General features: G+C 26.2%; 18 protein-coding genes. 2 read left to right on the forward strand and 16 right to left on the reverse strand.

The annotated features are described in order from the left end of the window. Positions 1 to 30: 30 nt before the first annotated feature. The 6 genes from MFL_RS03640 to MFL_RS02470 all read right to left on the reverse strand — a co-directional run bounded on the left by MFL_RS03640 (position 31) and on the right by MFL_RS02470 (position 8823). Positions 31 to 1845 carry an ABC transporter permease gene (locus MFL_RS03640; RefSeq protein ID WP_011183358.1) on the reverse strand — a complete coding sequence of 605 codons (1815 nt, stop codon included), beginning with the start codon at positions 1843 to 1845 and terminating at the stop codon, positions 31 to 33. 35 nt (positions 1846 to 1880) lie between these two features. Then, entirely contained in the window at positions 1881 to 3752 is a 1872-nt protein-coding gene (locus MFL_RS02450; protein ID WP_011183359.1) for a hypothetical protein, read from the reverse strand. Positions 3753 to 3767: 15 nt separating this feature from the next. Further along, positions 3768 to 6635, reverse strand: a complete 2868-nt coding sequence (locus MFL_RS02455) for an ATP-binding cassette domain-containing protein (RefSeq protein WP_011183360.1) — start codon at positions 6633 to 6635, stop codon at positions 3768 to 3770. Between the two features lie 222 nt (positions 6636 to 6857). Then, the gene (gene hpt / locus MFL_RS02460; RefSeq protein WP_011183361.1) at positions 6858 to 7427 is read right to left on the reverse strand and encodes a hypoxanthine phosphoribosyltransferase; all 570 of its coding nucleotides are present in this window, start codon (positions 7425 to 7427) and stop codon (positions 6858 to 6860) included. Between the two features lie 75 nt (positions 7428 to 7502). Beyond that, positions 7503 to 7931, reverse strand: a complete 429-nt coding sequence (gene ruvX / locus MFL_RS02465; protein WP_011183362.1) for a Holliday junction resolvase RuvX — start codon at positions 7929 to 7931, stop codon at positions 7503 to 7505. Next, on the reverse strand, positions 7924 to 8823 hold the full coding sequence (locus tag MFL_RS02470; protein ID WP_011183363.1) for a phosphatase PAP2 family protein: 900 nt from the start codon (positions 8821 to 8823) through the stop codon (positions 7924 to 7926). Before MFL_RS02470 ends, ruvX begins: the two co-directional genes overlap by 8 nt. 73 nt (positions 8824 to 8896) lie before the next feature. Here MFL_RS02470 and MFL_RS02475 point away from each other — a divergent pair, with 73 nt between their 5' ends. Then, a complete protein-coding gene (locus MFL_RS02475; protein ID WP_011183364.1) occupies positions 8897 to 9301 on the forward strand; it encodes a cytidine deaminase family protein in 405 nt (134 codons plus the stop codon). Here the strand turns inward: MFL_RS02475 and MFL_RS02480 are convergent. Both MFL_RS02480 and eno read right to left on the reverse strand, forming a co-directional pair. Beyond that, positions 9298 to 9870 (reverse strand): hypothetical protein, encoded by a 573-nt coding sequence (locus MFL_RS02480; protein ID WP_011183365.1) that lies wholly within the window; start codon positions 9868 to 9870, stop codon positions 9298 to 9300. The two genes, MFL_RS02475 and MFL_RS02480, sit on opposite strands and share 4 nt — an antisense overlap. An 84-nt stretch (positions 9871 to 9954) precedes the next feature. Further along, complete coding sequence (gene eno / locus MFL_RS02485; protein WP_011183366.1) at positions 9955 to 11316, reverse strand: phosphopyruvate hydratase; 1362 nt, start codon at positions 11314 to 11316, stop codon at positions 9955 to 9957. Between the two features lie 130 nt (positions 11317 to 11446). On the opposite strand from eno, the gene typA reads away from it, so the two are divergent. Beyond that, positions 11447 to 13285: a translational GTPase TypA gene (gene typA / locus MFL_RS02490; protein ID WP_011183367.1), complete on the forward strand. Its 1839-nt coding sequence runs from the start codon at positions 11447 to 11449 to the stop codon at positions 13283 to 13285. Positions 13286 to 13321: 36 nt separating this feature from the next. On the opposite strand, the gene MFL_RS02495 is transcribed toward typA, so the two are convergent. Genes MFL_RS02495 through MFL_RS02530 form a run of 8 tightly spaced genes read right to left on the reverse strand, consistent with a single transcriptional unit; the run spans position 13322 to position 20597 of the window. Continuing rightward, on the reverse strand, positions 13322 to 13741 hold the full coding sequence (locus MFL_RS02495) for an ASCH domain-containing protein (protein WP_011183368.1): 420 nt from the start codon (positions 13739 to 13741) through the stop codon (positions 13322 to 13324). Between the two features lies 1 nt (position 13742). Then, the gene (locus MFL_RS02500) at positions 13743 to 14267 is read right to left on the reverse strand and encodes an NUDIX hydrolase (protein WP_011183369.1); all 525 of its coding nucleotides are present in this window, start codon (positions 14265 to 14267) and stop codon (positions 13743 to 13745) included. Between the two features lie 54 nt (positions 14268 to 14321). After that, positions 14322 to 15131 carry a hypothetical protein gene (locus MFL_RS02505; protein WP_011183370.1) on the reverse strand — a complete coding sequence of 270 codons (810 nt, stop codon included), beginning with the start codon at positions 15129 to 15131 and terminating at the stop codon, positions 14322 to 14324. A gap of 14 nt (positions 15132 to 15145) precedes the next feature. Continuing rightward, positions 15146 to 16948 (reverse strand): translation elongation factor 4, encoded by a 1803-nt coding sequence (lepA, locus tag MFL_RS02510; RefSeq protein ID WP_011183371.1) that lies wholly within the window; start codon positions 16946 to 16948, stop codon positions 15146 to 15148. A gap of 17 nt (positions 16949 to 16965) precedes the next feature. Then, positions 16966 to 17895, reverse strand: coding sequence for an alpha/beta fold hydrolase (locus tag MFL_RS02515; protein WP_011183372.1), 930 nt, complete (start codon positions 17893 to 17895; stop codon positions 16966 to 16968). A gap of 3 nt (positions 17896 to 17898) precedes the next feature. Beyond that, complete coding sequence (locus tag MFL_RS02520; RefSeq protein ID WP_011183373.1) at positions 17899 to 18519, reverse strand: viroplasmin family protein; 621 nt, start codon at positions 18517 to 18519, stop codon at positions 17899 to 17901. A gap of 25 nt (positions 18520 to 18544) precedes the next feature. Next, a complete protein-coding gene (proS, locus tag MFL_RS02525) occupies positions 18545 to 19966 on the reverse strand; it encodes a proline--tRNA ligase (protein ID WP_011183374.1) in 1422 nt (473 codons plus the stop codon). A 4-nt stretch (positions 19967 to 19970) separates the two neighbouring features. Next, positions 19971 to 20597 carry a hypothetical protein gene (locus MFL_RS02530; protein WP_011183375.1) on the reverse strand — a complete coding sequence of 209 codons (627 nt, stop codon included), beginning with the start codon at positions 20595 to 20597 and terminating at the stop codon, positions 19971 to 19973. Positions 20598 to 20657 lie beyond the last annotated feature (60 nt).

Below are 20657 nucleotides of genomic sequence, written 5' to 3' on the forward strand. Positions count from 1 at the left end.
CTTAATTGTGTGTATTTTTAAAATTTTATTTTAAAAATCAAACTTTCTAAATTTATATAAAGCTATTGAAAAACTAAATGTGCTTATTCCAAATAAAATAACCAAATAATATCAAGGCTTAATATAGTTTGATGTGGTATTTTTTTCAATCATATTAGTAGAAGTAAGTTTTATATCATACTCTGGATATCCTAAAAATAAATTCTTTTGATCTTCTAAATAAATCTTTGAAAAAGAATTTGGAGAAAATCAAATATCATTATTGTAAAATCCTAAGTTTTTGGTATAAACCATTCACAACCCACTATACAAGTTGAAATAGGATAGGCCACGCATCATGCTTCTGCCTTTAGTATAACTATTTCAGTCTCCTGAAGTTTTAGATACCGCATTTGAAGACATAATTATGTAATTGCTTGAATATTTAATAAAGTATTCTTCAATGACTCTAGCTGAGTACATTAAATTAAAGTTTAATTGATTTCTAACTAAATCATTTGCATTTGTAAATCTGAATCCATCATTACGGATTCCCGCAACTGAATATTCATAGAACGAAACAACATCTTGTTTTTTCAAAGCATAAGTTACTTTATTTTCTTCTATTTCTTCTTCAGATGGATTAAGTTTTTCTAAATAGCTTTTCTCAATACCTGAATCTAAAAATAAGAAATCATAAAATAAATCATATTTTTCAAATTGAAGATCATTGTTGAAGTATTTGTTAATTTCATTTGTGAAATTTCTAAATTCAACTAAAATATTTTTTGTATTTTGATCAACTGTTTTATTAATTAGTTCATCTAATTGATCGTTTGTTATAAAAGTGTCTTTTAAAGTTATTTGAATATTAAATTTATCATAGATTGCTCAAGTATTTGGAACAGATGTATCTCTAAGGGGTTTTGAGAATAAATCTAAATTTGTTTCTGTTATAACAACTGGATTAGGATTTATAAGTCCTAAATCTTTTCACATTTGCGTTCTATAATTTATATTTGTTGTGTTACGAAATTGATCAGTGACCATTTCTTTTGAAAGAAAATAGTTGTAAACGTATTTGGATAAATGGGGATATTTAATATTTCCATCGTTTACATGATCATATAAGCTGTATGCATCATATATATCATTTAACTGAAAAATGTCACCGCTTGTAAATTGTACATAATAACTTTTTTCATTTGCTTTTATAAACGACATGGGGATGTTTGCTATAAATGATAATGCTAATAATAATGTACATATAATTGTAGTTGTTTGTAACGTAAATATAAAAATTAAAAACGAAATAAAGTTAATTAAAAAGAATGTTGCAAGTAAACAATATATAACATACATTGATGTCATTCTAAGTATAAATACATCATAATGAAACAATGTAAATACTGCATAGAATATATTAATAACAATAAAGCTCATTAAAATATTTACAGCACAAATTAAAATAATTAATAAATATTGAGCTATAAAAAACTTTGTTCTACTTACTTGATTAGTTAAAACAATATATGTTGTTTTATCTTCAAAATTCTTACTGAAGAAAAATTGAATCATTCTTAAAATAAATACAAACATTAAACAACAAACAAAAAATAATATATAAAAGTTGAATATTACAACTTGAGAACTTCCAGATTTTACAAAAGCTAATATAATTCCCATTAAAATAGAAATAATAATAGTTGCTAAATTTAAAATATAAAATAATTTTTCTTTTAATAAACTTTTAAAACTAAATTTCATTAATTTAACAAACGGGATTCTTCTATATTTAATAAGCTTTTGCTTTATAAAATTTTGCAAAGGGTTTGTTTTCTTTTTTTCATAATTTTCTTCTACCATAGTACCTTCACCTCCTTTCAATGTAATTCACTAAATTAAATAGATTCAATTAGTGTTCTTTCAAATCAATAAAATTTTTCTGATTTAATTACAAAGCTTAGGTTTAAAAATGATAGATTAAAATCGACTGAAAGATTACTTGAACCTTCTTTAAATTTTTTAAAAATAAGTTGATTATTATTCATTTCAATTATTGGAATATTCTGCAATTCTTCACTATTGTTAAATTGAAAATGAAATGATGATGAGTTAGTTTTATTTAAAAAACTTTGGCGATCTGATTCTGCTGAATAAGTTGAACTTTTATTATTAAGTAAACTTAGTTGAGCATTAACATCTGAGATACTTTTATCATTAGTAGTTGCAGCTCTTGATTGTAAAATATTTGAACTTTTTAAACTAATTAATTGCTGATTGTCTGACAAAGACTTTCATGTTGTTTTAGATGTTCCATAACTTTCTTGAAAAATTTGTAAAGCACTCATTGTATTTTGGTAAATTGCTTTAAAAATTGGATCTTGATCAGGTAAAACTATTTTATTTTTAACCATTTCACTTTCACCATTTAAATAACTGTCATTAAAGTTATTGGCTGATATTCCAACATAATATGAAATCGGGCTAATTGGGTGATAATAATTAAATTCATCAAAATATAGACAAAAGTTATTTAAAGTAACCTCTCCAAAATTAACTAGTGAATCAGAATTAATATTAAGTTCTTCATTAACGTTAGATTGAAAATTGCTTACTCATGTTTTATATTCTTTGCTTAAATAAGCATAGATATCTTGATTTCCTTTTACGAATTTATTTTCTAGAACAATTTGATCGTCTGTTATTAATTGACTAAAAATTATTTTGAATAAATTTATATTATTTGTATTTGTTGTAGAAACTGTATCATCAAGAATTAATTCATTAGACCCGTATTTATTTTGGCGCGGATCGAAATTACTAATTTTATCAATAGATTTAAAATGTTTAAATCTATTTTCGTCTTTAAAAGCAAAATTATAACTTTGTGTTGGCTTACTTAAATTAGTATTATGTTCATAAATATAACTTAATAAACTTTTTTCAAATTTATCAAATTTAAAGAGATTTTCAAAATCACTATTTGATAAATTAAATAATCTTGCATAATCATTTACTCTAAGATCATATGCATCAAACCATGCTCATTCAAATTTATTTTTAATAAGATTTTCTCTTAGCTCACTTGTTGTAAACTTTAAGTTTTCAATTATGTCATTTTGATTAGAAATTGTAATTACTATATCTTCGTGGTAATTATTTTTAATTATATTTTTATTAATGTCAGTGTATTGGTAAGTAAAAACTAAACCTAAATTAACATTAGCTATATAATTTTTATTTTCTTTATCAAAATTTAAATAACCAAAATCTATGTTATTAAAATCATAAGACAATCCATCAAATCATTTTTGATCTACATTTTTAAAATCCAAAATACTTGAATAAAAATTAATTTCAGGTTTCATTGAATCTAAAATTGTTTCTTCTAATTTACTGTTTTTTGTAATCTTATTTAAATCATTATTTAAGGCGTCTTTTTCTCTTTGAGATAAAAGTTCATAATTTGAAGATACATTTTGGTTTTGTTTACGCAAACTTATTTCTTGTAAATTAGACTGAGTGAAAAAATCTAGATTTTTATTTTGTTGCATAGTTTGATCAATATAAATAATTTCATTTTGTTTTTTAGCTAATGCATTATGAAATTTTGTTTCAACTTCTTGTTCAAAAGATTCGCCAAGAACATAATAGTCATATATTGGTTTATATTCTTGTTTAAAATCTTTTGGTTTTTGGCCACAAGCAGTAGTTATTAAACCAAAACCTAGAACAAATACTGAGGCAATTGGTAATACTTTTTTTAACATCTTATTTGGGGAAATTTATTTGTTAAATTTTTGCATTAGCAATACTTCGTTTAATTTATTTTTCTCTTCTTGGATTTCACGTCTAATTCTTTCAAGTTCTAAAACATTTTCACGTTGTTTCATTTCACTATCAAATTTAGCTAACTTTTGATTCATTTCTTTTTCAAATGCCATTTCTTTTCTTAACTGTTCAAAATATTCTTTTTCTTTAATCAAATCAGATTTAATTTTTTCTAATTCTTGATCTTTTAGTGAAATTGCATTTTGTTGATGTCACATTGGTTGTTGCATATTATCTGAAAAATTATTTAAACCTTGATGTGAATTTACATATCTTTTCATATTTTGTTGTTCATTCATTTCATATTTTAATTTTTCTAATTCTTCTTTCAATTTTAAGATTTCAAAATTTGATTCTTTAATAGTTGTTGATTCTTCGTTAATTAAGTTAACTTTTGTAGCTATGTTGTTTTGAATTGTATTGATTTCACTATATTGGCTCTCTAATTGTTTTTGTTTTGATTGAGTTGAAATATTTTCAGCTTCAATTTTGGCTAGTATTGCACTTTGAGTTTCTTTCAATTTTTTTAATTCTTCTTCAAGTTCAGCTTTTGATTGATTAACTTCACTTGATTCAATTTGAATCTGTGACATAAATTCTTTTAATTCAGAAATACTATTTTTAATTGATTCTTTTTCAGCAGATGCTGTTTTATTAAATTCATCATGATATTCCTTGAATTCTTTAATTTTTTCTAAGTATTCAGCTTTTGATTCTTGAATAATTTGTGTTTCTGCACTAATGTTTTCAACATATGATTTTAAATCTATAAGTTTGCTTGTAAACTCAGCTTTAATTGAATCAATTTCTTCATATTCTGTAATTGTTGCTACAGCAATATCTTCTTGTAATTTTTTCAATTCATCAAGTTTTATATTTAACTCAAGTTTCTTCATTTCAACTTCTTCTTGCTCTAAATCAACTTCAGTCAAGAATTCTTCTCTGCTTTGTTTTAAAGCAGATAAATCTTTATCTAACGCATCTCTTGAATTATTAATTTCATCATTTTCAATTTGAATTTGAGTTAAATAACTCTTAAAGTCTTTAATTTCTTCTTGAATGATTTCTCTTTGAACAGCAACTAAGTCTTTGAATTGATTTTCAAATTCTTTAAATTCATTCATTTTTAATTCAATTTCAGAAGTTAAAGAATTTTCAGATTCAATCTTAACTTTTTCAATATAAGTTTTTAAATCTTCAAGTTTATTCGAAAATTCAGTTTTTACTAGATTAATTTGTTCATACTCATTTGCTGAAGTTGAACTGATCTCATCTTGCAATGCCTTTAGTTCATCAATTTTAATTTGTAAATCTGTTTTCTTAAATTCTAATTCTTCTGTTTCAGCTTCAGTTTGTTGTAAAAGCGCTTTTAAATTAGTTGCTTCATCTTCAAATGAAGTTTTTACTTGATGAATGATTTCTGATTCTAATTTAATTTTTGCAAAGTAGTCTTTTAAATCATCAATGTTTAAATCAATTTCATTTTTTTGTTCTGTTACAATTTTGTTTATTTCTAATTTTAAATTTTTAAGTTCTTGCACTTTATCGAAAAAGTCATTTTTGATCATATTTATTTCTGATGCTGTTAAAACATGTTCACTTGCATAACTTGGATCATTTAAAACTAATGCTTCATGTGATTCGGTTGATGATTCAGGTGAGTTTTCACTTATTAATACAAGATCGCTTGATAAATCCACTTTAATTTCATCTTCTTTTAAATTTAAAATGTTTTTATATTTATCTTCTATTTTGTTTAAGAAGTCTAATGCTCTGTCTAAATCAATCGATTTATTTGAACTATCAATTGCAAATTCTTTTAGTGCTTCATATTTTGGTTTATGTGGTTTTTCTTTATCTTCTAATGCTTTTGTAATTGCATCCATATTAATAGCTTGTGCTACAACATCTTTTGGTTGTATATGATTTTTTTCTAAAATAGCTAAAGCATCATTAAAAGTTTGGTATTGATTTAAACCAATAACTAATGAATTAGTACTTAAGTCAAAATTAAACGTCAAAATATTATGTTGATTTAAAAGTTTTTCAACTTCTGCTAATACAACATCTTTTTCAAATGAAACATTTATTTTTTTATATAAATTCAATTCAGATTTTGATCCAGAAAATAATAATTTACCTTTTTCTAAAATTACAAAGTTTTCAATTATGTTATAAACTTCATCAATATTATGAACTGTTAATATAATTGTGCTATTGAATTCTTCTTTAAATTCTTTTAGTATTTTGTAAGATTGCCCTCTTCATTTAGAGTCTAAGTTTGCACCTGGTTCATCTAAAATAAGAATTTCAGGTTCTTTAATAAAGCATAAAATTAAATTCATACGGTTTTTCATTCCTCATGAAAATGCATTTAAAGGTTTATCTTTAGATGTTCATAAGTCAAATTTTTTTAATCAATATTCAATTCTTGATTTTACTAATGTTTTATCTAAACCCATAACATTACACATATTGTATAAAAAGTCATAAGCTGTAATTGAATATAATGAAAAATCCATTTGAGAATAAAACCCTACATTAGAGTTATTTTCAATTGAACTGCTTTTTTTACGTTCTTTACCATTAATATAGATATTTCCATCATAATTTAGAGTAGCTCCAAGTAATGAGTTTAAAAATACACTCTTACCTGATCCACTACTTCCAAGTAATGCTGTAACTTTTCCTTTTTCAATATTAAAAGAAAATGGTCCTATATTTATGTCTTTAAATTTTTTATGAAAATGGTCAACCATAACAGCATTATTATTAGAGTTTTCTAAAATAACACGCTTTGATTTCAAAATATTTTTTTCCATTTCGTTTTCTCCTACATCATTTTAATAATTTGTTTGATTTGATTTGAGTTTCATTTTTTCAAACCATGAGTTAATTGTCACAAAAAAAAAAAAAAAACAAGTCTTTCATGAATTTTGTTAAAAAACACTTAAATGTTAATCAGCCAGTAAGATCAAAAAAGCAAAAAAAAGAAAGCATTTATGCTTTCTTTAATATTATTTATATATAGTTTAATAAATATTTTATCATTTTCAATCAGCTAATTTATCAGTATCACAAACAGCTACATAAGGTAAGTTTCTTAATTTTTCTTGATAATCTAAACCATAGCCTATTACAAAGTGTTTTGCAATTGAAAAACAAGTTCAATCTGGTTTAATATCTACTTTGCGTTCAGTTGGTTTATCTAACATAGTTAAAATTTTAACTGATTTTGCACCTTTGTTTAATAAGTAATTTTGTACAAACTCTAGTGTTAGACCAGATTCAACAATGTCTTCAACTATTAATATATTGCGATCTTTAACAGACATGTTAACGTCTAAATTAATTTTGGGTTCTCCAGAACTTTTTGTTCCACCCAAATATGAACTTACAACCATAAAATCCATATCAATTAAAAAGTCAAAATTCATACAGAATGTTTGATAAAAAGGAATACATCCTTTTAATAATCCTATAACCAATAATGATTGGTCTTCTTTATCATTTTGTTCGTAAAATGATTTAATTTCTTTTGCTACTTCAATTGTTCTTTCTTTTATTTGTTCTTCAGTAAATAATACATTTTTTACTAATGGGTGTAATTTCATTGTGCTCCTTTGTTTAAATTTTGTAATATAAAAATAATACCTATTATTGATTTCTTAATCAATAGGTATTAACAATTATTTCTTAATTTTTTCTAAATATGTTTCTAAAATTAATTGTGCAGCTAGTGTATCTTTGTTTTCTTTTTGTTTTTGACGAGATAACCCAGCTTCGATCATAATTGACTTAGCCATTTTAGTAGTTCTTCTTTCATCTATTCTAATTATTTGTTCTTCTTTAATTTCTGGATTATAAACCATAAATCCTTCAATAAAATAATCAACCATTTCAGCTCTTTCACCAATTGATCCATTCATGTTTTTAGGATAACCAAAAACAAATGTATCAAAAGATTTATCTTTTATGAATTCAGTTAATAAACTAACTCCTTCTTCAAAGTTTCATTCTTCAAATTTTAAGTTGATTTCTTTCTTTGCTACGTTACCTGTTGAAGAAGCTAAACCTATTGTTTTGCTCCCAACATCAAGACCTAGAATATTACTCATAATCTCCTCCAAGCTTTTTATTTAGCATTTTTAAAAAGACATTTTCGAATACTAAAAATCAAGTGACAGCCATAATACATGCGAATGTAATATCTGTTAAAAAATGTTTTGCTAAAACCATTCTTGAGCTACCTACTAAAGCTGCAAATAAGAAAGCAATAGCTAATACACCATAATAATATAATGATTCTTTTTTAAATAATAAAGCTAAACCTAAAAAAGTTATAGCACTTGTTGTGTGACCAGATGGGAAAGATTTATTTTTACCAAATCCAAAAGCATAAGTTATATTTCATCATTCTCTATATTCATACGTGCCATTAATAACTGAGCTTATTGGTCTTGGTCTTGAAAAAATATTCTTTAATAATTCTGTTGTTAGTGAAATTGTAATTATATATACAATTACTAAACCTGCTTTTCATAAAAAATTTCTTTGTTCTACAAAAGTTGGGTTTAATTTATAAAATACATTTGTTGCTATAAACAATGAAACAAAAACTAAACTATTAAAAATATCTACACTAAGTTCATGAATGTGTTTTTCTTCTTTTGACATTAATGGAGCAAATAAGTAAATAATAGTTCCAGCATATATTAATGTGTAATAAACAGTTTTAAACATGAATAAATGTAAAGCTCAGTCTTTTTTCTTTCTTGTTAAGTAAATAAATATACCAACAATACAAAAATTGACTGGTATTAAGAAAGTAAGTTGTCCGAATTTATCAAAAGCATATCCAAATCAAGAATTTTCTTTATAAATATTTTCAGCTATTTGAGCATCTAAAAAAGTTCCCACCATAAAAATGGTAAACAATACTATTCCGATTGATAAAAAAACATATAAGTATGGTTTTTTAATTTTTTCTTTGTCTATAAGTAGTTTCATACAATTAATTATACTTAAATTATTTCTTTTTTAATTTAACTAATGTTAAAATATAAATCCAAGAGGTATTTATATGAATTATGATAAATTATTAGAAATTGTTAAAAAAGAAGTTTATACAAGAGAATTTGAAACTGACAAAGTGACAGCTGGTGCTGTTGCATCAGTATTAGTAACAAAAGATAATAATTTTTACACAGGTGTTTGTGTTGTAATGGATTGTGCTTTAGGGACATGCGCTGAAAGATCTGCTGCTTTTCAAATGATTAAGAATAATGAAACTGAAATTAAAACAATTTTAACTATAGGTAGAAATGGATATATTTATCCTCCATGTGGTGCATGCTTAGAATTGATTAAGTTAATAAATCCTAATAACAAAAATACGCAATTTTATATTTCAAAAAATCAAACATTAAATTTAAATCAGTTAATGATTAAAAACTGACAAGATAAAGAAAAAATGGAAAAATATTAATTCCATTTTTTTAATATATTATCCAAAATATTATTTATTTTTTCAATTCTAATTGAAAAAAAATCTTCGTAAACTTTTTGTTTTATTTCATATCTTTTATTTTCTTCTTCAATTCAGTCTAAGTTATCATTATCTTCAATTTCATAAAGATGCCCAACAATATCTAAAATATTTTTTTCTAATTCATTTAAATCTTTGAAACTATTTTCCAAAATTTTTTTAAGTTCAAAAATACTATTAATGTTGACATTAATAAATTTATTTATTTTTTTATTATTTAGATATTTCAAATTATTAATCGAATCTTCAATTAATTTAATGTTTAAAAAAGTTGTCAACATTTTATTATAAATAAATTCATGCAAATTTCTTTCTGATTTTAAAATTTCAACTTCTATAAGTGATATTTTAGATTCGTTCACTTTTCTTATAAAAGATTTTATTTCATTTCTTGTACTTTTTATTTTTGGAATAAGTAATGCAATAATTATAGTTATAACTAATGTTATAGATGTTAAAAAAACACCGAACCATTCAGCTAATGTTCCAATTTCAATTGTATAAAACATAATACCTCCATTATTTATTCTTATAAATCTAATTTTAATATAAAAAAACTAAGCATAAAGCTTAGTTTGAATAATTATTTAAAATTATTTATTAATTTTTAAGTTATAGAATGTTGCATATCCATCATAAATTGCATCTTCACCTAATTGGTCTTCGATTTGTAATAATCTGTTGTATTTTGCAATTCTATCTGAACGTGACATTGATCCTGTTTTGATTTGACCTGCATTAAATGCTACAGCTAAGTCAGCGATTGTTGCGTCTTCTGTTTCTCCTGAACGGTGTGAAACAACTGCAGTTCAACCAGCTTTTTGAGTCATAGTAATAGCTTCAACAGTTTCTGATAAAGTTCCAATTTGGTTTAATTTAATTAAAGTTGAGTTAGCAGCATCTTTGCTGATTCCTTCTTTAATAAATCTTGGGTTTGTTGTAAATAAGTCATCTCCAACGATTTGAACTCTGTCTCCAATTTTTTCAGTTAATTGAACAAATCCATCTCAGTCTTTTTCACTTAATCCATCTTCGATTGAAATAATTGGGTAGTTGTTTACTAATTTTTCTAAGTAAGCAATCATTTCTTCTGTAGTGAATGCTCATTCTTGACCAGTAACTTTTTCAATTTTTTTGAAGTGGTATTTTTTGTCTTCAAAGTATAATTCTGATGAAGCACAGTCCATTGCGATCATGATTCCATCTTTACCAACTTTGTAACCAGCTTTTGTAATAGCTTCAACTAATAAGTCTAATGCAATTTCAGCAGGTGTTTTAGCTTTAAATGAAGCTAAGTCTTGTTTAGCATATGCTCATGAGAAATGAGGTGCAAATCCACCTTCGTCTCCAACAGCAGTAATATCACCTTTATCATGTAATAATGATTTTAATGCTTGGAAAGTTTCTGATGATCATCTTAATGCTTCTTTAAATGTTGGTGCTCCAACTGGCATAATCATGAATTCTTGGAAATCGATTGCTGAATCAGCATGTTCTCCACCATTAATAACATTTAACATTGGAACAGGTAAACGTTTTGCTTGAACTCCACCAATGTATCTGTATAAAGGAACTTCTAATTCACTTGCTGCTGCGTGAGCTGCAGCTAATGAAACAGCTAACATACCGTTTGCTCCTAATTTTTTCTTAAATTCAGTTCCATCTAATTTAATCATTACTCTGTCTAAACCTAATTGGTCTTGAACATCGTGTCCAATTAAAGCTGGTGCGATTTTATCGTTTACATTAGCAACTGCTTTTAAAACACCTTTACCGTTGTAACGTGCTTTGTCTCCATCTCTTAGTTCTAAAGCTTCGTTTTCTCCAGTTGATGCTCCTGATGGTGCTTTAGCAATTCCATAACCACCAAATTCAGTTCATAATTCAACTTCAACAGTTGGAGTTCCACGTGAGTCTAATACTTCACGTGCAATAATTTTCTCAATTCTTGACATATAATTTCCTCTCTTTATTTAAATTATGTATTTAACTCCTATATTATATTCTCTTTTTAAAAAAAATTAAATAGAAATTATCTCTTAAAATGTGATATCATTTAAAAGTTATATAAAAAAGGAGAAATAAATGTCAAATCAAAAAATTATTAACATTGCGGTTATTGCTCACGTTGATGCAGGTAAGTCAACATTGGTTGATGCACTTTTAAAACAAGGTGGAGCTTTTAGAGATAACCAAGAAGTTGTAGAACAAATCATGGATTCAAACGATCAAGAAAGAGAACGTGGGATTACCATCTATTCAAAAAACTGTGCTATTGAGTACAAAGGAACAAAAATTAACATCGTGGATACTCCAGGTCACGCCGACTTCTCAAGTGAAGTTGAACGTATTATGAAAACTGTTGATACTGTTATTTTATTAGTTGATTCAAGTGAAGGGCCAATGCCTCAAACACGTTTTGTTTTATCTAAAGCATTAGAATTAGGATTGAACCCAATCTTAATGATTAATAAAATTGATAAAAAAGATCAAAGAGCTGAAGAAGTTGTTGAAGAAGTATTAGAGTTATTTATGGAATTAGATGCAACTGATGAACAATTAGAATTCAAAACATTATATGGTATTGCTCGTGAAGGGATTGCTCAATTAAACTTAAGCGATCAAGGAGTCGATCTTTCACCAATGTTTGATACTATTATTGAGCAAGTTGGAACATACCCAATTGAATTAGCTGAAAAACCATTAAAAATGCAAGTTAGTTCATTAGCTTATGATTCATTTATTGGAAGATTAGGAATTGGAAGAATCTTTGAAGGTAAAATTGCTGAAGGTCAAACAGTTAGTGTTGTTAAAAACAATGGTGAAGTTAAACAAGCCAAAATTTCTAAATTAACAGTTTACCAAGGATTAAACAAAGTTGCTGTTAAAGAAGCATTCGCTGGAGATATTATTACATTCGCTGGTATTGAGCATATTTCAATTGGAGATACTATTAATGAATTAAATAATATTAATCCAATGGAACCAATTACAATTGAAGAACCTACAATGAGTATGAACTTCTTAGTTAACACTTCTCCTTTTGCTGGTAAAGTTGGTAAATTTGTTACTTCAAGAAACATTAAAGAACGTTTAGAAAAAGAATTAGAAGTAAACGTTGGTTTAAAGGTTGAACCATTAGATAACCCAACAATTGAAGGATTCAAAGTTTTAGGACGTGGAGAACTTCACTTATCTGTTTTAATTGAACAAATGAGAAGAGAAGGTTTTGAATTAGCTATTTCTAAACCTGAGGTAATTTTTAGAAAAGGTGATAATGGAACATTATTAGAACCTATGGAAAAAGTTATCTTAAACATTCCTACTGAATATTCAGGAACTGTTATTAATAAATTAAACCAACGTAAAGGTTTAATGACAGATATGGATTCTGATGGAGTTAGAGATAAAATTGTTTACAACATCCCATTAAGAGCTTTAATTGGATTTAGAAGTGAATTTACTAATGATACTCATGGTGAAGGAATCATGGTTAGAAGTTCAAATGGATTTGAACCATACAAAGGTGAAATTGAATCACGTAAAAACGGAGTTCTTATTTCAATGGCTTCAGGTAAAACATTACCTTACGCTTTAAATAACTTAGAAGAACGTGGAATTTTATTTGTAGGCCCTCAAGTTGAAGTTTATGATGGAATGATCGTTGGACAACACTCAAGAGATAATGACTTAGAAGTTAACCCAACAACTGGTAAAAAATTAACTAACACTCGTGCTAGTGGTAGTGATGACTCAGTTAAATTAACTCCACCTAAATTAATGACTCTAGAAGAAGCATTAGAATACATCGAATGAGATGAATTAGTTGAAGTTACACCAGATGATATTCGTTTAAGAAAAAGATGATTATCAAATACTGAAAGACGTCAACACAGAAACGATAATAAAAAAGTTTTTGATTAAAATAAAAATGAACTCAATATTCTGAGTTCATTTTTTTTACTCTTTCTCAAGTAAATCAATTATTTCATTTTTTACATAATTGTAGTTTTGTGGGGCATTAAAATTATAATTATCTTTTAATTCTTTATAAGGTATATAATTTTCAAATTCCTTAAATTCAGATATTGTTAATACAAAACAACCACATCTATGACTTATTCATTCTTCCATTATTTGGTATGCTGCTTCTTTATCTTTAAATTGATTAGAATAAAATGTGCAAGCTTCATCTTTACTCATTCATTTAACATCTCTTATCTTAATGTAACCATAAATTCCAGCTTTGCTTTTTGGTATGTATAAATAAAGTTTGTCATTAATATTTAGTTCTGGCATTTTGAATCTATATTCGTATTTTTTCTTTCCAGTTTTAATTAAATCAAAATACTCTTTTTTCATTGATAAAATTAAATCCATATTATTTCTTAAACCTATATGAACCTTGCTCATCTTTCAATAAAAACATTAGATCAATGATTTCAAAATGAAATGGTAAAAATTCACCAGTTTTAATCATATCAATTATTTCTTGTTTTGTTGCTCATTTTACTTCTTCAACTTCTTCTTTTTGTAAAATTAGTTTTTCAATTTCTACTTCTTTTTTAATTAAATAAAAATCATCAAATCCTTCAGTAAAATTAATTGTAAATGATGGCCTGATATTTGAAAAATCTATTTCCAATCCTAACTCTTCTTTTGCTTCTCTTGTTGCTGTTGATTGGCTATTTTCACCAGTTGAAACAGAACCACTAACTGATGGTGTTCACATTCCAGTTCAATACTTTCTTTCTTTTGAAACTTTTTGAATTAACATTTCTTCTTTATTATTAAAAATTCCAATAGTTATTTTTCTTCTATAAAAACCTTTTGGAGGTTTAGTCCCTCTTATCATTGTTTGATCAGTTTTATTACCTAATATGTCATATAAATCTAAAATTTCCATACGCCTCCCTTTAATTAATAAAATGATAACAAAAAATAACCCTATTGGGTTATTTTAATCTTCTTCATTCATGATTTTAAATGTTTCAATTTCTTTATATCTATCTAAAATATTCATTCTGTAAAAATTGTCAGGTAAGCCTTTTTGCTCTACGTATTGATATTCAATATGTTCCTTTAATAAAATTAATCTATCAAAAATTATTTCAAATTTAATTAATAAAGCTATAAAATTATTTGAACTTTCAATCATTTCATCGGTTAAATCAATTGATAAATCATCAAAACCATCAATTGTTGTAGTTAGATAATCAAGCAATTGATAAGCTACATCTAACTTATCTTCTCTTGACTCATAACTATTAAATCTTTGTACTAATTCAATTAAATCTCTTCAACAATATTTAAATTCATCTGGAACTTCAGTGTTTCTAACTACTGTAATTAATTCTTCATAGTATTTTTCTGATAATTCTAAAAATGCTTTATTAATCGCCACATCAACTCCACTTTCATCAACTGCGTTAAATGAATGTTCATTAATTTCGTTAAAAGCATTTACATAATCTGAAGCTATGTTGTACAAACCATCAATTCTTAAATGAAAAACACCACTAATGAAAGATTTAATGTATTCATCAGTTTTGCAAACTTCTTCGTTTTCTAAAAAACCAGGTAAGTTATCAATAGCAACTGCTTCTTGATTTTCTTTAATAAAATTATTATAATCTTGGGAATCTAATCATTTTTCATGTAATTGAATAACTTCATCAAAAATAATGTTATTTTCTGATGTGTTAATTTGTATATATCAATCGTCATTAATAAATTGCATCAATCAATCTTCATATTTGAATTTTGTCATGTTATTAAACCTTTCTAATCATCAAGTTTTAATACTGCAATGAATGCTTCTTGTGGTACTTCAACACTTCCGATTTCTTTCATTTTCTTTTTACCTTCTTTTTGTTTATTAAGAAGTTTTTTACGTCTTGATTTATCAGCTGCATGAAGTTTTCAAGTTACATCTTTACGATATGCTTTAATTGTTTCACGAGCTAAAACTTTATTCCCAATAGTTGCTTGAACAGGAACCTCAAAGTTTTGACGAGGAATTAATTCTTTAAGTTTTTTAGTTAAAGCAGCCCCTCTTTGATATGCAAAGTGTTTATTTACTATCATTGAGAATGCATCAACCATATCCCCATTTAATAAAATATCCATTTTAACTAATTGAGATTCTTGATATCCAATCATTTCATATTCAAATGAAGCATACCCTTTTGAAATAGATTTTAATTTATTAAAGAAATCAAAAATGATTTCAGCTAATGGCATGTCATAAACTAACATCATACGATTATCATCAACAACTTGTAAGTCCTTATAAGTCCCTAGTTTGTTTTGACATAAACTCATTAAATCACCAACTGATTCTTTTGGTGTCATGATTTTTACATTAACAAATGGTTCTTCCATAAATTTGATCTTTTGTGGATCAGGTAACTTTGCAGGGTTATCAATTTCAATCATTGTTCCATCAGTTAAATGAATTTTATAAATTACAGATGGAGCTGTTGCGATTAAATTTAGATTGTATTCTCTTTCTAATCTTTCTTGTACAACTTCCATGTGTAATAAACCTAAAAAACCAACTCTAAAACCAAAACCTAATGCTTGAGAAGTTTCTGGTTCATAAACTAATGATGAATCTGATAATTCCATTTTTTCTAATGCTTCTTTAAAATCTTGATATTGATTTGTATCAATTGGATAAATACCACAATAAACCATTGGTTTTAGTTTTTTATATCCATCAAGTGGATGCAAAGCTGAATTAGTAACTGTTGTTATAGTATCTCCAACATTTATGTCTTTAATAGTTTTAATTGAAGCAGCTACTCATCCTACTTCTCCAGCACTTAATTGATCTTTTTTAACTATCTTAGGATTTTTAACTCCTAGTTCAGTAACTTCATAGCTGCTACCATTTGCCATAAGTTTAATTCTATCTCCAACTTTAATAGAACCTTCTCTTACTCTAATTGACATAACAACACCTAAGTATTTGTCATAGTAACTATCAAAAATTAAAGCTCTTAATGGTTTTGCATCATCTGCATCATATGGTGCAGGAATTTTATTAACAATAGCTTCTAAAACATCTTCTACGTTTAAACCAGTTTTAGCACTAATTAATGGTGCATCACTACAATCAATTCCAATTGTATTTTCAATTTCTTCTTTTACTCTTTCTGCATCAGCACTTGGTAAATCAACTTTATTAATAACAGGGATAATTTCTAAATTATTTTCAATGGCTAAATAAACGTTAGCAAGTGTTTGTGCTTCAATACCTTGAGTTGCATCAACAACAAGTATTGCTCCTTCACAAGCTGCTAAACTTCTTGATACTTCATATGCAAAGTCAACATGCCCAGGAGTATCAATTAAGTGGAAAGTATATTCTTGTCCATCTTTTGCTTTGTAATACAATTGAACAGAGTTTAGTTTAATTGTGATTCCACGTTCTCTCTCAATATCCATTGAATCAAGAAGTTGCTCTTGCATTTCACGTTTTGTTACAGTATTAGTTAACTCTAAAATACGGTCAGCCAAAGTTGACTTACCGTGATCAATATGAGCAATAATACTAAAATTCCTAATTTTTGATTTATCCATGTGTTCTCTTTCTACCATTAATAATTATCTTTGTATTTATCAATGAATTTTACAATATCATCAATAACAACTTCGTTAACTTCTTCTTCTAATAATTTATTTTTTAAATTTTGATAAATTTTAAGGTCAGTATCTAAACCTAACTTTGTAAATCTATAAAATAGTTTTTGTGAGTCTTTACCCATTTTTGTATAGTTATCTAATCCACCACTTTGAATTAATATTGGTAAGTCCTTAGTTATAAATTCATTATTTGAATTTTTAGAAATAAATTTATTACCAACAGCAATATCTTTAAAAGCTGATCAACTAAGTTTTAAATTACATAAAGGATCATTATTATATTTCTCTACAAATTTTCAATCACTTGATAATCATTGGTTATCAAATTTTAATAATGGGTTATGTCTTTTATTCATTCTTTTTGCTCTAATGTTATTAAGGAATTTTGCATCATTTCTTACATTAAAGATCATTTGACTTAAATTCATATATTTTAAAAATATATTTGAAATGTGATAATTGTAATCACGTGTATTAATTAAAATTAATCCAGCCATTTCTTCTGAGTATTTAATTGAGAATGCTCTAGCTAAATTTCCACCTAATCCTTGCCCCATTACAAAAATAGGCAAGTCTGAATGGTATCTTTTAATTCATGTATTTATATTTTTAACATCTTCAACTAATTTACTTCAACCTTGTTTTTTATCAAAAATAATGTTTGAACCATCAGATTCATCTCTACTTTCACCAATTCCTCTTAAATCAGTTCCTACAACTAAAATGTTATGTTCTTTCATGATTTTGGCAAATTTATCATACATTTCCATATGTTCATCAAAGTTAGGTACAACTTGAATAATGGCAATAGGTTTTTTAGAAGTTTTTCATTCAAAATTAATTAATTCTTTCCCATCAATCATTTGCAATTGAAATTTTCTCATGCTTTAAACCTCCTTAACGTATTCTTCAAATGTTGCATTAGCTGCTAATTGATCAGCTAAATCATTGTAATAATCATTACTATGACCTTTTACTCAAATAAATTCTAATTCTACTTTTGTTCTGATTTGATCAACAAATTTAATATATTCATTACCTTCATCAGATTTTGCTTTTCATTCATGGTTTGCTCACTTAGCGATACCTTCATAATCATGATATAAATATAATTTCTTAATGTTATTAGCATACGCGAATAACATCACCCTTTTTGCTCCTTGTAGTTCTCCACTCACATTTCACATTGATTTTAATTCATCATCACGATATCTTTTTGAAAAATGAAACTCTTTATTTTGTCACATTACAACTGCACCATATGAATAAGTATTATTGTCTTTAATAAAACTACCATCACTATATGCAACTGCAGCATTTTCTTCTATTTCAATTTTTTGTTTAGGTTTAGATAATGTTTGTCCGCCCTTAATAAAGGCTTCAGCATCTGCTTTGCTTGAAAAAGATTTATAAACAGCATTAGTATATCCTTCAACTTGAATTTTACATTCTTCTCAAGTTTCATATACACCAATATTTCTTCCTTGTTTAACAGCGTAATATTTCATTTCTAAACCTCCTTACTTTTATTAATTAATAAGCTCTTGCAAAATAAACTTTTAATGTTGTGTCTTTGTTACAGTTAAAACATTTTTCAGTTTTGTTATCTTGATCAAATGGAATACAACGTGAATTTGTAGAAGTTTGTTTTTTAACATCATCTTCACATTCAATTTCACCACAGAATGGAACTAATACAAAACCTTGGTTTTGAGCTAGTATGTTTTTGTATTCTTCAATTGAGTTAGCCCTTGAAGTTCTTTCTTCACGGTTTTTTAAAGCCTTAGCATATAAATTAGCATCATATTCTTTGATCATTTGATCTACTATATTTGTAACTTCATTTACATTAACTTGAATTTTTTCTCTAGTATCTCTTCTTGAAATGGTTACTTGATTATTTTCTAAATCTCTTGGTCCTATTTCAATTCTTAAAGGAATCCCTTTGATTTCAGCTTCACTTATTTTAAATCCAAATGATTTATCTGTTTTATCAATGTCAACACGATATTTATTTTTTAATGCTTCTTTAATATCTTCTGTTACTTTAATAACTTCATCAGTTTCTTTTATTTGAATTAATCTAACTTGAACTGGTGAAACCATTGATGGAAGTACTAAACCATTATCATCAGAGTGAGTCATAATAATAGCACCAATTAATCTTGTTGAAACTCCTCAACTTGTTGAATAAGCATGCTCTAATTTACCTTCTTTATTTTGGAATTTAATTTCATATGGTTTAGAGAAGTTATCTGCAAAGTAATGTGATGTACCACATTGTAATGCTTGACCATCATGCATTAATGATTCAATAGTATATGTTGAATCAGCTCCCGCAAATTTTTCCTTTTCAGTTTTCTTACCTGGGATTACAGGTAACAATAATGCATTTTGAGCAAACTCAGTATATGTGTCTAATATTTTTAAAGTTAAATCAGAAGCTTCTTTTCTTTCTGAATGTACAGTGTGTCCTTCTTGTCATAAGAATTCACTTGTTCTTAAAAATGGTCTAGTTGTTTTTTCTCAACGCATAACATTAGTTCATTGGTTAAAGATTAAAGGTAAGTCACGATATGATTTAACTTCATTTTTGAAAAAGTTTGCCATCAACACTTCACTAGTTGGTCTAATAAATAGTGGCTCAGGTAATGGAGTATCTCCAACTCTTGTTACAGTTGCTATCTCAGGTGAAAAACCTTCAATGTGGTCTTTTTCTTTTTGAAATAATGATTGTGGAATTAATAATGGGAAGTAAACATTTTGTACTTCAAGTTCTTTGAATTTTGCATCCAAATATTTTTGGATTAATTCTCAAATTGCATATCCATAAGGTCTAAAGATAATTGTTCCTTTAACTGGACCATAGCTTGCTAATTTAGCATTAATAACTGTATCAGTATATCATTGTGAAAAATCAACGTCTCTTGGTGTTATTTTCTCTAATTGTTTCATTTTATTACTCTCCTATTTTTACTAAGCCATCATGACTTAAATATAATTTTATTTCTAATCCTAATTCCTTGATAATGTTATTAGCATAGTTATAGTATTGTTCGTTTCTTATCAATATTCATTTGATTGTGTCAAAGTGAATTGTTTCAATAATGTTAATCATTCCAAATGATCTATCAAAGATTCAATCTTTTGTAGTTGTTTTTGCTAGTTTTTCAGGATCAATTCCAATAACACAAAACTTACTTGTATCAATTGCTGCATCTGCTGATCATTTTCAAAAGTGTGCTCTTGATGAAATGTCAAAGTCTAAGTTACTTGAATCTTGTTTTTGGTGATAACCTCAAACATGATATAATTCGTCTTTATTTAAAATTATTTCTTGGGTTGGTTGTATTCCATTTTTTAAAATATAACCAATGTTTCTTACATCAGTATAAAATAAAAAACTTTTAATTCCTCTTTTTTTAATTAAGTCTAGAACAATCTCTTTTTCAGAACCGGCATTAACGAATAATGATTTAAAAAAGTTATCTAATTCATTCTCATTCAAAATGTCATCTTTATCAGCTCTTCAAAATAAAAGTTTTTCTTTTCATGAGCTTTTAGTTCTTTTTTCTTTTGATTTCACTATAACACCCCAGACTATATAATATTATATAATTTTTTAACTATTTTTGATATAAAAAAG

Origin of the sequence: Mesoplasma florum L1 (genome assembly GCF_000008305.1) — a bacterium.
GTDB lineage: Bacteria > Bacillota_I > Bacilli_A > Mycoplasmatales > Mycoplasmataceae > Mesoplasma > Mesoplasma florum.